The organism is Anabaenopsis elenkinii CCIBt3563, assembly GCF_015245355.1.
Taxonomy (GTDB): Bacteria; Cyanobacteriota; Cyanobacteriia; order Cyanobacteriales; family Nostocaceae; genus Anabaenopsis; species Anabaenopsis elenkinii.
Window position 1 is genome coordinate 3392923 of record NZ_CP063311.1, and the last position, 14541, is coordinate 3407463.

16 protein-coding genes are annotated in these 14541 nt (G+C 43.1%); 10 read left to right on the top strand and 6 right to left on the bottom strand.

From position 1 onward, the window contains the following. The 3 genes from IM676_RS14750 to IM676_RS14760 all read right to left on the bottom strand — a co-directional run bounded on the left by IM676_RS14750 (position 1) and on the right by IM676_RS14760 (position 2623). Complete coding sequence (locus IM676_RS14750; protein WP_200987589.1) at positions 1–384, bottom strand: DUF4346 domain-containing protein; 384 nt, start codon at positions 382–384, stop codon at positions 1–3. Between the two features lie 81 nt (positions 385–465). Then, on the bottom strand, positions 466–1161 hold the full coding sequence (locus tag IM676_RS14755; protein ID WP_200987590.1) for a potassium channel family protein: 696 nt from the start codon (positions 1159–1161) through the stop codon (positions 466–468). A 127-nt stretch (positions 1162–1288) separates the two neighbouring features. After that, on the bottom strand, positions 1289–2623 hold the full coding sequence (locus IM676_RS14760; RefSeq protein ID WP_200987591.1) for a TrkH family potassium uptake protein: 1335 nt from the start codon (positions 2621–2623) through the stop codon (positions 1289–1291). Between the two features lie 152 nt (positions 2624–2775). Here IM676_RS14760 and IM676_RS14765 point away from each other — a divergent pair, with 152 nt between their 5' ends. The 4 genes from IM676_RS14765 to IM676_RS14780 all read left to right on the top strand — a co-directional run bounded on the left by IM676_RS14765 (position 2776) and on the right by IM676_RS14780 (position 6297). Beyond that, the gene (locus tag IM676_RS14765) at positions 2776–3618 is read left to right on the top strand and encodes a methyltransferase domain-containing protein (RefSeq protein ID WP_200987592.1); all 843 of its coding nucleotides are present in this window, start codon (positions 2776–2778) and stop codon (positions 3616–3618) included. Positions 3619–3659: 41 nt separating this feature from the next. Next, a complete protein-coding gene (locus IM676_RS14770; RefSeq protein ID WP_200987593.1) occupies positions 3660–4598 on the top strand; it encodes a homogentisate phytyltransferase in 939 nt (312 codons plus the stop codon). A 4-nt stretch (positions 4599–4602) separates the two neighbouring features. Then, a complete protein-coding gene (locus IM676_RS14775) occupies positions 4603–5079 on the top strand; it encodes a tetratricopeptide repeat protein (RefSeq protein ID WP_200987594.1) in 477 nt (158 codons plus the stop codon). Between the two features lie 186 nt (positions 5080–5265). Further along, positions 5266–6297, top strand: coding sequence for a hypothetical protein (locus IM676_RS14780; RefSeq protein WP_200987595.1), 1032 nt, complete (start codon positions 5266–5268; stop codon positions 6295–6297). A 12-nt stretch (positions 6298–6309) separates the two neighbouring features. Here IM676_RS14780 and IM676_RS14785 read toward each other — a convergent pair whose 3' ends face one another. Next, on the bottom strand, positions 6310–7137 hold the full coding sequence (locus IM676_RS14785) for a carbohydrate ABC transporter permease (protein WP_200987596.1): 828 nt from the start codon (positions 7135–7137) through the stop codon (positions 6310–6312). A 176-nt stretch (positions 7138–7313) separates the two neighbouring features. On the opposite strand from IM676_RS14785, the gene IM676_RS14790 reads away from it, so the two are divergent. The 4 genes from IM676_RS14790 to IM676_RS14805 all read left to right on the top strand — a co-directional run bounded on the left by IM676_RS14790 (position 7314) and on the right by IM676_RS14805 (position 11451). Then, positions 7314–8009: an aldehyde oxygenase (deformylating) gene (locus IM676_RS14790; RefSeq protein ID WP_200987597.1), complete on the top strand. Its 696-nt coding sequence runs from the start codon at positions 7314–7316 to the stop codon at positions 8007–8009. 341 nt (positions 8010–8350) lie between these two features. Then, complete coding sequence (locus IM676_RS14795; RefSeq protein ID WP_200987598.1) at positions 8351–9388, top strand: long-chain acyl-[acyl-carrier-protein] reductase; 1038 nt, start codon at positions 8351–8353, stop codon at positions 9386–9388. Positions 9389–9491: 103 nt separating this feature from the next. Further along, positions 9492–10472 carry an acetyl-CoA carboxylase carboxyltransferase subunit alpha gene (locus IM676_RS14800; RefSeq protein WP_200987599.1) on the top strand — a complete coding sequence of 327 codons (981 nt, stop codon included), beginning with the start codon at positions 9492–9494 and terminating at the stop codon, positions 10470–10472. 256 nt (positions 10473–10728) lie between these two features. Next, positions 10729–11451: an SDR family oxidoreductase gene (locus IM676_RS14805; RefSeq protein WP_200987600.1), complete on the top strand. Its 723-nt coding sequence runs from the start codon at positions 10729–10731 to the stop codon at positions 11449–11451. Here the strand turns inward: IM676_RS14805 and IM676_RS14810 are convergent. Further along, complete coding sequence (locus IM676_RS14810) at positions 11419–12087, bottom strand: phosphoribosylanthranilate isomerase (RefSeq protein ID WP_200987601.1); 669 nt, start codon at positions 12085–12087, stop codon at positions 11419–11421. The two genes, IM676_RS14805 and IM676_RS14810, sit on opposite strands and share 33 nt — an antisense overlap. Before the next feature lie 301 nt (positions 12088–12388). Between IM676_RS14810 and psaK the strand changes: the two genes are divergently transcribed. Then, positions 12389–12664 (top strand): photosystem I reaction center subunit PsaK, encoded by a 276-nt coding sequence (gene psaK / locus IM676_RS14815; RefSeq protein ID WP_263973142.1) that lies wholly within the window; start codon positions 12389–12391, stop codon positions 12662–12664. Positions 12665–12897: 233 nt separating this feature from the next. Next, the gene (locus tag IM676_RS14820) at positions 12898–14091 is read left to right on the top strand and encodes a site-2 protease family protein (RefSeq protein ID WP_404799799.1); all 1194 of its coding nucleotides are present in this window, start codon (positions 12898–12900) and stop codon (positions 14089–14091) included. A 72-nt stretch (positions 14092–14163) separates the two neighbouring features. Here the strand turns inward: IM676_RS14820 and IM676_RS14825 are convergent, their stop codons facing one another. Continuing rightward, on the bottom strand, positions 14164–14436 hold the full coding sequence (locus IM676_RS14825; RefSeq protein WP_200987603.1) for a hypothetical protein: 273 nt from the start codon (positions 14434–14436) through the stop codon (positions 14164–14166). Positions 14437–14541: the final 105 nt, after the last annotated feature.

Consider the following 14541-nt stretch of genomic DNA (forward strand, 5'->3'; position numbering starts at 1 on the left):
TTAATCCTGAATATACTCTTTCCCTGTCACCAAAGCTATCTCAGCCCGGACAAATTCCCTCCCCAAATAAGACGCATGGTCTAACTTAGTCACTGGACAGGGGTGAGTTCCTTCAAAAATATTTACACAAAGTTCCTTAGCCGTCCGCCCGCTAAACACCGTTGCATGAGTTCGTTCTACTTTCCCCTTAGCAGGAATGACCTTTCCGGTTTCAGGATCGACGGCTAAACCTTGGTCGTTAATCACATTTGTAAAATGCTTGGCGTAAATTAACCCCGCAGATCGATCTAAATAGATAATAAAATACCCCCTAGGGTCAAGCTCAATGTAACGTTGCGAAAGTTTATTATCAATTGCAGCTAAATCTTCCAGTATTAAATCCATAACAATTCTAAAAAGGCAAACTTCTATCTCCAGGTTTTTACACCCATATTAAGTGTAATTCCTATCTTCAACTTATCTGATTTAAATTGGCAAGCGATTAATATCTTTGTTATGACCAATGACTACCATTGCTGTACCACGCTCTAATCGCTTAGTAGGTTCAGGATTGATTTGAAATTTACCATCCTGACTAACTGCTAATAAGTTTAAGCCGTAACGGTTGCGCAGTTGTAGCTCCGAGATAGTTTTACCGTGAAATTCATCGGGAACAATCATCTCCACAATACTATTTTCTGGGTCAAGGTCAAATCGATCTAAAATAGATGGTTTAGTTAGTGACCGTGCTAGGGCGCAACCTGCTTCATATTCCGGGAACACTACATGATCTGCACCCACTCGTTTTAACAGCTTACGGTGAACTTCACTAGAAGCTTTAGCCACTACATGAGGAACACCGCCCTCCTTCACATTCAAGGTAGTAATGATACTTTCTTGAATGTAGTTACCAATAGCTATGATTACCGTATCAAACTCAAACATTCCCGCTTCTTTGAGTGCTGCAGGTTCGGTTGAGTCTAGCTGTAAAGCATGACCAACTATCTCCTCATGCAATGCATCTGAGACTAGCTTTTCATCCACATCTGTGGCTAGTACTTGGTAACCCAACTTATGTAATGTTGAACATACAGACCTACCAAAACGACCTAACCCAATGACCGCAAATTGGTGGTTATCTCGACGCAAACTGCGAAAAAAGCCTATAGATGACAGATTCACATTTGTTATCCTTATTTTTACGCCCTGACAATCGGCTAAGATTGAGCATAGAAAAATCAGTGCAAAGTTTTAGTTTTTTGCCTACTCACTCCTATTTTATCAGGTGAGGTTCCTGGTATCGCCGCCCTTATCCTACTAGGAGATTTTCTTCAGGATAGTGTATCCTACTGGGGCGCGGGTCTCCCAATATAGCAGCCATCAGCAATAACACACCCACTCGTCCTACGTACATTGTGACAATTAGAATCAGCTTTGCTGGTACTGACACGGTACTAGTGATACCTGTAGACAGCCCCACAGTGGCAAAGGCTGATACAACCTCAAACAAAAGTTCAATAAAACTTAATGTGGGGTCTGTTAGAGAAATTAAGGTGGTGGATAACACCAGCATACCTACAGAACCAACTAAAACACCAACAGCTTTTAAAATTAAAGATATTGCTATTTTACGTTCATATAATAAAACCTCTTCCTTGCCTTGAAGAATTGATTTAGTGCAGCTGGTGAGAACCCTCAAAGTTGTAGTTTTGATACCGCCTCCTGTCCCGCCAGGACTAGCACCAATTAACATCAATGCAATGGTAATAAACAAACCAGCCGATGTCATTTGGCTAATCTCAATCGTATTAAAACCAGCCGTTCTAGTAGTGACAGATTGGAACCAAGCTGATAGTAACTGCGCCGGTAAATTAACTGAACCTAATGTTGCTGTATTTTTTATTTCTATGGCAAAAAAGCCAATTGTTCCCAGGAATAAAAGAATTACAGTTGTGCTAGAAGCTACTTTAAAATCTAGAGAAAATATTAAGTTGGTTGGTTTTCTTAGCAGGCGATCGCGTACCCAAAGATACATTTCTAAAATGACCTGATAACCAATCCCGCCAAAAATTACCAACATTGTAATTGTAAACACTACTAACAAAGATGACTGATATCCCACTAAGCTGTCCGGGAATAAACTAAAACCCGCATTATTCCAAGCCGAAATACTATGAAAAACAGCCAGCCAAATTCCCTGATTCCAACCATAATCGGGAACAAATGCCGGTATAAGTAAGAAAATGCCTGTGATTTCAAAAATCATCGTTGTGGCAATAATTGAGCGGATAACTTGGGCGCTACCACTCATCCCCGGTCGATCTAAAGTCCGTTGGATGGCGATTTTTTGCCGCAGGTTAAATTTCCGCCCCACCAACATAATTAAAAAGGTGGTAGTTGTCATATACCCCAACCCACCAATTTGGGCTAACAGCAGAATACACAACTGACCCCAAAAAGAAAAATCCCTACCAGTATCAACTACAGCCAAACCGGTGACGCAAACGGCGGAAGTCGCAGTAAATAGCGCCACAATCGGGTCATTCCAAGTACCACTGCTAGTAGAAAAAGGCATCATCAGCAGGATAGTCCCGACGATGATAACAGCTAAAAATCCTAAGCAAACTGTGCGAGAAACCGTCATAAAAACATAAATACCTTCTAATTCTTCTGGAGACTAGACATCAATTAACAGCCCCCCAGAAAAAACCAACAAACTAACCCAAATCAAAACACACATGGTAGCCTACCAGTATACTTATCTAAATTCGGCATTGTTGTCACACTGCTTTGATCATGAGTGAAACTCTTTACCACAAAATACAGCAATTTTATGATGCTTCCTCTGGTCTGTGGGAACAGATTTGGGGCGAACATATGCACCATGGCTACTACGGGGTAGATGGTAAGCAACAAAAAAACCGCCGACAAGCTCAAATTGATTTAATCGAAGAAGTCCTCAACTGGTCCCGGGTGCAAACCGCAGAAAATATTCTCGATGTAGGTTGTGGTATTGGCGGTAGTTCTCTTTACTTAGCAGGGAAGTTTAATGCCCAAGCTACGGGAATTACATTAAGTCCCGTACAAGCCGCTAGAGCCAAGGAACGCGCCCAAGATGCCGGTTTGAGTGGGAGAACCCAATTTCAAGTCGCAGACGCCCAAGCAATGCCTTTTCCCGACGATTCTTTTGACTTGGTATGGTCATTAGAAAGTGGTGAACATATGCCGGATAAAACTCAGTTTTTGCAAGAGTGCTACCGCGTTTTGAAACCTGGTGGTAAGCTGATTCTAGTCACTTGGTGTCATCGTCCCACCCAGAATGCACCATTGACAGCAGATGAACAAAAGCATTTACAAGATATTTATCGCGTCTATTGTCTACCTTACGTGATTTCTTTACCAGAATATGAGGCGATCGCCCGTCAACTACCATTAAACCATGTTCACACAGCTGATTGGTCAACCGCCGTGGCTCCATTTTGGAATATGGTCATTGATTCGGCCTTCACCCCCCAGGCCATTTTTGGCTTACTTACTTCTGGTTGGACAACTATTCAAGGCGCATTATCACTGGGATTAATGCGTGATGGTTATCAGCGTGGCTTGATTCGCTTTGGCTTGTTATCCGGTAATAAGTAAGGGGAAAATTCTCATTTCCCATTCCTTTATCTATAACTTTCATGAGTCAAATTTCTACTAATTCTGCTAATTTTACCCATAACTGGGCTTATTCCTTTTGGAAGTTTTCCCGCCCACACACAATTATTGGCACAAGTTTGAGTGTGTGGGGCTTGTATTTGATTGCGGTTGCTATCTCCTCTGTGGGTTTTTCTTTGGTGCAACTTATTTCTGTTCTGGGTGCGTGGATTGCCTGTTTATGTGGCAATGTTTATATTGTGGGTTTGAATCAACTCCAAGATGTGGAAATTGACAAGATTAATAAACCTGATTTACCCCTAGCATCTGGGGAATTCTCTCGCCAGCAAGGTCAAACAATTGTCATCATTATGGGCATTTTGTCCCTAGTTATAGCTTGGCTCACTGGTCCGTTTTTATTGGGAATGGTGGCTCTGAGTTTGGTAATTGGTACGGCTTATTCTTTACCACCAATTCGCTTGAAGCGTTTCCCCTTCTGGGCAGCACTATGTATTTTTTCAGTGCGGGGAACTATTGTCAATTTGGGGCTATTTTTGCATTTTAATGCAGCATTAGAACAAAAACCAGGGATTCCCTGGACAGTTTGGCTGCTGACAATCTTTATTTTGGTGTTTACCTTTGCCATCGCTATCTTTAAAGATATCCCTGATATAGAAGGCGATCGCCTTTACAATATCACTACTTTTACTATTGCACTCGGTTCACAAGCAGTATTTAATTTGGCACTATGGGTGCTAACTTTTTGCTATTTGGGTGTGATTTTAGTTGGTGTCATGGGTTTTACCCCCATTAACCCAGTATTTTTAGTGGTTAGTCATCTAGTAGTCCTGGTGGTAATGTGGATGCGCAGTTTAGCCGTAGACTTACAAGATCAAACTGCGATCGCCCAATTCTACCAATTCATCTGGAAACTATTTTATCTGGAATATATCATGTTCCCGGTTGCCTGTCTTTTAGGATAAACCTATGTTAGAAACTTTCACCATACCTGATATCCTGGCGATCGCCTCAGTTGTTGTGGCTATCCTCATCCTCACTTATTTCTCTGGTAAAACCTTAATTACTGCTAATGCTTTCCAAAAAGGGGTAAATCTTTATCAACAACAAGACTATGAGGGCGCAAAAGCCGCTTTTGAGCGGGTGATTTCTCTCAACTCTACTAATGATGTGGTGCGCTTACTCTTGGGAGATATTTTCAAGCAGCAAGGCAATATCCAACAAGCAACAGAATTATATCAAGAGGTGATTCGTAGCAGTCCTAAAAATCCAGATGCCTATTTGCGTTTAGCAAATGTTTTCATGGATGCAAATCAGCCAGAGTCCGCAAAAATCAATTTACAACAAGCACAAGCTTTATTACAAAAGCAACGTCAACCCCAAAGAGCACAACAAATTAGTCATCTATTAGAGAAAATTACCGCTAAATCCGGTAATCAACTCTAGTTTGATCAAACATTGCTCCCCCCTACCCTGGGTAAACCATCGCGGCGCTAATATCTCGGTGATTTGTTTGACCAGTAAGTTTTCTGTATTTAAGGTAGTGTGGTGAGTTGCAAAAAGTATGTAATAATTAAGCCCATCTGCTTGCAGCAGCCCTTCGCTATCGCATACACTAGTTACCTATCAACTGTGCAAAATACCGAATCTATCAACGACCTAGCTGCGGCTTTGCAACAACCAGCCGACCTCAGCTTTCAACTACCTGACCCAGAAGATGAAGAAATATTAGACTCAGAATTTCAACAACAGCTAGATGTAGCTTGGCAGGTATGCGATCGCTTTGACCTGCAAACAGAAATCTGGCGGGGGCGAATTTTACGGGCTATCCGTGACCGAGAGAAAAAAGGTGGGGACGGACGAGGTACGGGATTTCTCAAATGGCTCAAAGAACGGGAAATTAGTAAAAGTCAAGCATACGCCTGGATTCAGCTGGCTAACAGTGCTGATACTCTCCTGGAAGAGGGAAAATTAGACCCTAAATCAGTGAATAACTTTAGCAAACGCGCATTTATCGAAACCTCTAAGGCTGTCCCAGAAGTTCAGCAGATGGTGAGTCAAGCGGCGCAAAAAGGTGACCAAATCACCAGGCGAGAAGTGCGCCAACTCACAGACGAATGGACCTCCATGTCCTCAGAATTACTACCAGAACCAGTGAAGGTAAAAGCAGCCGAAAACTCCCTTCCGGCGCGCTACATTGCCCCCCTGGTCAAGGAAATGGAAAAATTACCAGAATCACACCAGCGGGTTATTCAAGCAGAAATTGCCACTAACCCAGATGTTGATACCCTCAAACAGGTAACTTCAGAAGCCCGTCACCTGGCTAAGTATCTTAAAGGAGCCGCCCAAGTTCAAGCACTTACCCAGGCAGATATTGACATTGAAACCGCCCTGGAAGAAGCCCAAAGAATCGGCTGTTTAAGTATAGCCGCGGATTTGGTTAATCAAGCATCACAAATAGAACAAACCATCGCCAAGTTATACATGACCTGGAAACGCATCGCTAACTTGGCAGACCGGTTATATGTAGATACTGGTGCTAGTACACCCCATCTGCGATCGCTCCTGACTTCCATCGAACCTCTGGGTGGTGAAGTGATGGAACTGCAACTGAGTGGTGCTACTCAACACACTATCCGCCTGCAAATCCAGGAAACTAATTAGAACTCCCCGGACTTAATTCTTAATCCCTGTGGTGGCTATACCGCGGATGAATTGACGCTGACCAATGAGGAATAAGACCATTACCGGTACAGTGGCTATAGTCACCGCAGCCATCATCAAAGGCCAATTATTTGTGTATTGTTCTTGAAACTCTGCTAAGGCTAATTGCACTGTTCTCAATTCCGGCCTGGTTGTAAATACCAAGGGTTTAAACAAATCGTTCCATTCCGCAATAAAAGTAAACAGAAATAGGGTCACTAAGGCTGGACGGGCTAAAGGTAACATGACTCGCCACAAAATTTGCAGTCGGTTGGCTCCGTCTATGCTTGCTGCTTCTTCCAACTCTAGGGGAATTGTTTGGAAATACTGACGTAATAGGAAAATCCCAAAGCCATTAACAGCAGTTGGTAAAATCAGCGCCCCGTAAGTGTTAATCAGGTGTCCCCACTTTAAAACTAAGAAGATGGGAATCACCAATAATTGAAACGGAATTACCAAAGTGGCCAAAACAACCAGTAACAGCGCTTGTTTACCGCGAAATTTTAATCTCGCCAAGGCGTAACCCGCTAAGGCAGAAGTTACCATCTGAAAGGCTGTCACAGCGATCGCTACTAAGGTAGAATTAGCAAATGCTAGTAAAAATTGGCCTCGCTGCCAGGCATCGCGGTAATTATCCAAAGACCAGTTAGTTTGGGCTGAAACTTCTACAGTAGCTCCTGGAGGTGCGAAAGACGTGAGGAACACCACGAGCAAGGGTAATAGGACAATCAAGGCCCCCAATAGCAGCACTCCTAGGCGCAAAAAATTGCCAGATTTGAGGTTCCAGTTTGGTTTAGGCATCAGTTATGCATCCCAGCTTTGTTTTCTAGTATTAGAGCATCGTCCCCAGTAAGAGTTAATCTATAACATAGTGACTTGTTAAGTTAAATTAAAGCATAGCTATGATTACCCTAAATTTATCAGGGAAAATCAAATTTTTGTATCAAATGATTCAATTTTACCGGAGTAAACACACCATGCAACAACTGACAGCCGAGTTAGAGATTGATTTCCACAGCGAAGAATACAAAGATGCTTACAGTCGCATCAATGCTATTGTCATTGAGGGGGAACAAGAAGCTTATGAAAATTACATCACATTGGCTCAAATGCTCCCAGACTTTAAAGATGAACTCATTCGTTTATCTAAAATGGAAAATCGCCACAAAAAGGGTTTTGAAGCTTGTGGGCGGAATCTAAAAGTTACACCAAATATGCAGTTTGCTCGGGAGTTCTTCGCTCAACTCCATGGGAATTTCCAAGCAGCCGCAGCGGAGGGTAAAGTGGTGACTTGCTTGCTGATTCAGTCTTTGATTATTGAATGCTTTGCGATCGCAGCATACAACATCTACATTCCCGTAGCTGATGACTTTGCCCGTAAAATCACTGAGGGTGTAGTAAAAGATGAGTATAGTCATCTCAACTTTGGAGAGGTGTGGTTGAAAGAAAACTTTACTGAATCTAAAGCGGAATTAGAAGCAGCTAACCGGCAAAATCTACCCCTGGTTTGGAAAATGCTCAACCAAGTAGAAGATGATGCCCAGGTTTTAGCAATGGAAAAAGAAGCGTTAGTAGAAGACTTCATGATTCAGTACGGTGAAGCATTGAGTAACATTGGCTTCACAACTAGAGACATCATGCGTATGTCTGCCTATGGACTCACAGCCGCTTAATAACTGTCAACGGGCAGCCAAAATTCTCGATTGAAAATACCCGCGGGAATTGACCACTGCCTAGTTTTGCCATCCAGGATCTTACGCTTTGTTCCCCCTGTCTAAGAGTTATATCAATTTGAAACCAGAATCCTACCACGGCTTACCGGGAAACCAAAATAGAGTAAGATTTTCTTAATTAAGAATTATCTTCCCCTGGTATTTTAGTAGGCTGAGTATTTACGTTAGCCTAGGGTTTCCGCAGGAAAAAACCAAAAGGTAATATTACAAATTGCTTGGTATTTAGTTCTTGCCCACTTATTCAACGCTTTCGACAAAGCATACGCCTAATACATCAATACATGTTTGGTCTAATTGGACATTTGACTAGTTTAGAACACGCCCAAGCGGTAGCCAAAGAATTGGGTTACCCAGAATATGCCGATCAAGGGCTAGATTTTTGGTGCAGCGCCCCACCCCAAATTGTGGATGAAATCACAGTTACCAGTGTGACTGGGCAGACAATTCAAGGAAGGTATGTAGAATCTTGTTTTTTGCCGGAAATGCTGGCTAATCGCCGCATCAAGGCAGCAACACGCAAAATTCTCAACGCCATGGCTCATGCTCAGAAGCATGGCATAAATATTACTGCCTTGGGGGGATTTTCCTCAATTATTTTTGAAAACTTTAAATTGGAGCAGTTTAGGCAAGTCCGCAACATCAAACTAGAGTTTGAACGCTTCACCACCGGGAATACTCACACCGCCTATGTCATTTGTCGCCAGGTGGAACAAGCCTCAAAACAAATAGGAATTGATTTGTCGAAAGCCACTGTTGCTATATGTGGCGCCACTGGAGATATTGGGAGCGCGGTGACACGCTGGCTCAATCTCAAAACAGATGTCAAGGAACTGTTGCTCATCGCCCGTAATCATGAACGCCTGACAGGGTTACAAGAGGAAGTGGGGCGAGGGAAAATTATGGCTTTGGATGAAGCCCTCCCCCAAGCTGATATTGTTGTTTGGGTCGCCAGTATGCCCAAAGGTCTGGAAATTGATTTTCAAGTCTTAAAGCGCCCTTGTTTACTCATTGACGGTGGCTACCCGAAAAATTTAGCGACTAAAATTCAGCAGCCAGGGGTACATGTACTCAACGGTGGCATTGTGGAACATTCTCTTGATATTGACTGGAAAATCATGAAAATAGTCAATATGGATGTTCCAGCACGGCAATTGTTCGCTTGCTTTGCTGAATCAATGCTGCTTGAATTTGAGAAGTTGTACACGAACTTTTCTTGGGGGCGTAATCAGATTACCGTAGACAAAATGGAGCAGATTGGTCAAGCATCTATCAAACACGGATTTAGACCCCTGCTAGTTGAGTCACTAGTCGTTAACTAGTGATTTGGAATAAATGCCTATAGTCATTCCCCTACATCCCCCCAGCTTATGCTCCGCCCTGAAGGACGGGGAGAATTAACACTCTAAACTCTTAATTTGTAAGATGCCAACTACCGATCGCAAACCACTACTGTTAGATTTTGAAAAGCCACTAGCAGAACTGGCAAACCGAATTGATCAGATTCGGCAACTGGCAGCAGAAAATGGCGTTGATGTTTCTGGTGAAATTCGCAAATTAGAAACACGGGCTATGCAACTACGGGAAGAAATTTTTAGTAATTTATCACCTTCCCAACGTCTGCAAGTTGCTCGTCATCCTCGTCGCCCTAGTACACTTGACTATATCCAGTCCATCAGTGATGAGTGGATGGAGTTACATGGCGATCGCTGCGGTGGTGACGATCCGGCTTTAGTTGGTGGTGTAGGTCGTTTGGGCGGACAACCAGTGGTGATGTTAGGTCATCAAAAAGGCCGCGATACTAAGGATAATGTGGCCAGGAATTTCGGTATGGCTTCCCCCGGTGGTTACCGCAAAGCCCTGCGCTTGATGGAACACGCTCACAAGTTCGGGATGCCAATTATAACTTTTATTGACACCCCGGGGGCTTGGGCAGGTATCGAAGCCGAACATCAAGGTCAAGGAGAAGCGATCGCCTATAATTTACGGGAAATGTTTTGCTTTGATGTGCCCATTATCTGCACAGTTATCGGCGAAGGCGGATCTGGTGGTGCTCTAGGTATTGGCGTGGGCGATCGCCTGATGATGTTTGAACACGCTGTTTATACCGTTGCTACCCCAGAAGCCTGCGCCGCGATTCTGTGGAAGGATGCTGGTAAATCCCCCCAAGCAGCTGTGGCTTTGAAAATCACTTCTCACGACCTGAAAAACTTGGGGATCATCGACGAGATATTACCTGAACCCATTGGTGGCGCTCATTCCGATCCCCTGGAAGCAGCCAGAACTCTGAAGCAAAGCTTATTAGATAATTTGGACGATCTCAACCGCTTAACATCTCAAGAACGCCGACAACTGCGCTATGAAAAATTCCGCAAAATTGGTGTTTTTACTGAATCTGTCCACTGATACCACCAGAAAATCACCCCATTGCTCATAGCAATGCTATAATACCTATGGCTACCTAAAGATGGTTAAAAATCTCAACAGCCATAGGTTTTTGTATTTTTAGCAAATCAAATGGATTTGGCTGTGAGTTTGTCTGTCACTGAGTCATCACGTTTTGCTGGGAAAGGACTAGACGGGCAAAAATATACCCTCTGAGGGCGACAATTAGCAGTTAGTTATATTTCCAGAGTTGGCTGGGTAAAAATTTGGAGAAACCATGAGTCTGGAAAAACGACGCGCCCTGATTACTGGGGCCAGCAGTGGAATTGGCAAAGCAACGGCATTAGCCTTTGCCCAGGCGGGAATTGATGTCGCCTTAGTCAGCCGTTCTTTAGACAAGTTGGAGATAGTAGCAGCAGCAGCTAGGGATACAGGAGTAGCAGCCAAGGCTTACCCTGTGGATTTGGCTAATGTGTCTCAAGTCAAAGCAGCAATTCAAGACATCGCCCTTGATTTTGGCGGCATAGATATCTTAGTCAACAATGCCGGTATAGCATACACAGGTAACTTAAGTCAAACTCCCTTAGCAGATTGGCAGCAAGTCATTAACTTGAACCTCACCAGTGTATTTGAATGCTGTATGGCTATCTTGCCAGGGATGAGACAAACAAAACAAGGTATAATTATTAACGTCGCTTCCATCGCCGGAAAGCAAGCTTTTCCCGGTTGGGGAGCTTATAGCGTTAGTAAGGCTGGCTTACTAGCCTTGAGTCAAACCCTAGGACAAGAAGAACGCAGCCATGGTATTCGGGTCACTGCTATTTGCCCCGGTGCTGTGAATACGGAATTGTGGGATACAGACACCGTTCAGTCTGATTTTGACCGGACAAAAATGTTAACGCCAGAAATTGTTGCCCAGTCAATTTTGTACACAGCCTTACTACCACAGCACGCTGTTATTGAAGAGTTAACTGTGATGCCTAGTGCTGGGACTCTTTAAAGTCCCCAATTTCTCAAATAGCAGCCCTACTTTGTTTAAATCTTTATCTCCTGGTTTAATTTCTACACCGCTAGATAAATCTATACCATCGGGTTGGAGTTGATTTAAGGCGGCTAGTATATTATCTGGGGTTAATCCCCCAGCTAATAACCAAGGACAACTAGGACGAAATTTTTTTAACATTTCCCAGTCTAAGGTTTTTCCAGTCCCTCCTAATTGCTGGGGATGATAGGCATCTAGTAGTAATGTGTCTACATAGTCTGTAAGTTTAATTTTTTGCGGGGCTGTTACTATCAGGTTCTCTAGGGTGCGAACTCTAAGGGCTTTGATGATTTCTATCTTGGGCAAACTTTGACGTAAGACACAGCAAAATTCTGGGGTTTCATCTCCGTGTAATTGTACACCAGTCAATCCAGAACTGTTGACTATCTCCATAATTTCGGTAATGCTGGCGTTGGCAAAAACCCCAATTTTGTCAATATTGGCCGGTAATTCCGCCACCGCCGCCTGAATTTCTTTTGAAGTAACGTAGCGGGGGGATGTGGGTACACAGATAAATCCTAGTGCGGTTGCACCTAGGGAAGCGATCGCTACAGACTGTTGTGGTTGAGTAATGCCACAAATTTTGACGCGCATATGAATTTGAGCTAAAGGATCAATACTAATCTAAGGGGTTGTTTGATCAGTTTTTAACAGGTAATTTTTATCTTAGGGAGCAGGGAACAGGGAGCAGGGAATGGGGGACACACAAAAAACAATAAAATCAAGTCCCCTCCCCTTACAAGGGGAGGGTTAGGGTGGGGTCAAACAATATTTGATAGATTAATCATAACTTTTAAAACATCCTCTAACCTTTGAGGGAGGATGGAGAAACTTCTTCAGGTGGACTATAGCTACATCAGTTTGTTCATTCCTGAGAAAAAACATGATCTCATCAATGTTATTCACGTTATTAACAGTTCAAGTGACGGTTCCCAACACTGGTACTACATGGAATTGGATTGGTACTGCTATTATTATTGGCAGTTGTCTATTATGTCTTTTAATTATTCCCCGTACTATTAGTTACCCACAGGTGGGTCAGAAAATGCCTTTACCTTTATCAGGACTCTTCAATAATCCCAGTATTGGCTGCTTCTTGGCGGCTATGAGTGCTGGTCATATCATCGGTGTGGCTGCGGTTTTGGGATTGACTAATCTGGGTATTATTTAATTGGGTATTATTTAATTTTGTTTCTGTCCACATTATCCCCAAGTATTGGCAATCTAGATCAATCGGATATCACACTGCGGAAATCCCTACCCCCAGTAGCAATAACTGGGGGTAGGTTATATGTCAACCTAGAAGTAGGGTGTCTGGTTGTCGCTCATCACACAGACAAATATGTTGACGGTTAACTGCTGGCGGTTGACGGTCATCAGTGAACACTCAACTAGGACAAGATCATGCAAGGTTGGAAAATCGGCTCTTTATTTGGCATTCCCTTATTTTTAGATCCACTCTGGTTTATAATTTTGGGGTTAGCTACCCTTAACTTTAGTCTTGCTTACCAGCAATGGGGTACTACCATTGCTTGGAGTGCGGGGATAGTGATGGCACTATTGCTGTTTGCTTCAGTATTGTTACATGAGTTGGGTCACAGCTTGGCAGCCAGATCGCAAGGTATTAAAGTTAATTCTATTACTCTATTTCTCTTTGGCGGTATTGCCTCCATAGAAGAGGAATCAAAAACCCCCGCTGAGGCGTTTCAGGTGGCGATCGCTGGACCGTTGGTAAGTATCTCCCTATTTTTACTGTTTAGTCTAGCTACAAATATCACACCTGCAACCGGAGCGGTGTCAGCTATGGTTAGAGATTTGGCGAGGATTAATTTAGTTGTCGCCCTATTTAACCTGATTCCCGGTTTACCTCTGGATGGGGGACAGGTCTTAAAGGCCGCACTGTGGCAAATTACAGGGAACCGCTTTCAAGCTGTACACTGGGCTGCAAAGGCTGGGCAAATTTTAGGTTACAGTGCGATCGCCTTGGGATTTGCTGTGGACTTTTTTACTAGGGAGTTAATTACTGGCTTGTGGATTGTTTTAATTGGTTGGTTTGCTGTTCGTAATGCTAACAGCTATGATCGTGTAACTACCTTACAAGAAACTTTGCTGAATTTAGTAGCCAGGGATGCTATGACTCGTGATTTTCGCGTAGTTAATGCTGACCAAAGTTTACGTAATTTTGCTGATGCTTACTTGTTGGATAGCAACGCCCCCAATATCTACTTTGCTGTGGCTGATGGGCGTTATCGGGGTATGGTTAGTATTGATGACTTACGTCTAGTAGAAAGAAGTGAGTGGGAAAACCGAACCCTAGAGAGTATAGTTCATCCCTTAACAGAAATACCCACCGTGGCTGAATCCACTTTTTTAGCTCAGACAATTAACCAGCTAGAAAATCAGCAGTTACCGCGAATTACTGTGCTTTCCCCAGCTGGTACAGTAGCAGGTATCATTGACCGGGGAGATATTGTGCGAGAGTTAGCACAAAAGTTAAATTTACCCATTCCCGAAGCGGAAATTAAGCGTATTAAGCAAGATGGTAGCTATCCCCCTGGTTTGCAACTAGGAACAATTGCTAAGTCAATCACAAATTAAATTTCAGGTTTCTCGTAACTATCTGTTGAGATTCGGGAAAATTCTATGTAGAATTTTCCCGACCAGTAAATTTTACATAAAAACAGGTGATTCTTCTAAAGGAGCGTTAGCAATTGCTATTGCTTCTTCCCCTTGTGCCTTGATTTGAGATTCCGGTTGTGTTTCCCCCGATATAGTTTCTAATTGGTCATCGGGTACTTGTAGATTAATCATAGTATTGGGTGCATTTTTGAGAAACTCAACTCCAGCTGCTACCTCGCGATATGGACGATTTAACAGATAGTTGAGTAAGGCATCACGCTGCTCTTGAGTAATTAAGTATACTTTCTTTTGAATCTGTGGCATAAATTACTTTTTCCTTCCGTACTTAAAACTAAATTTTGACTTACACAGAGTGACCGAAAGTGACAAAAAAAAGCCAGTGTATGTCGGTTTGATAACCAGATATAT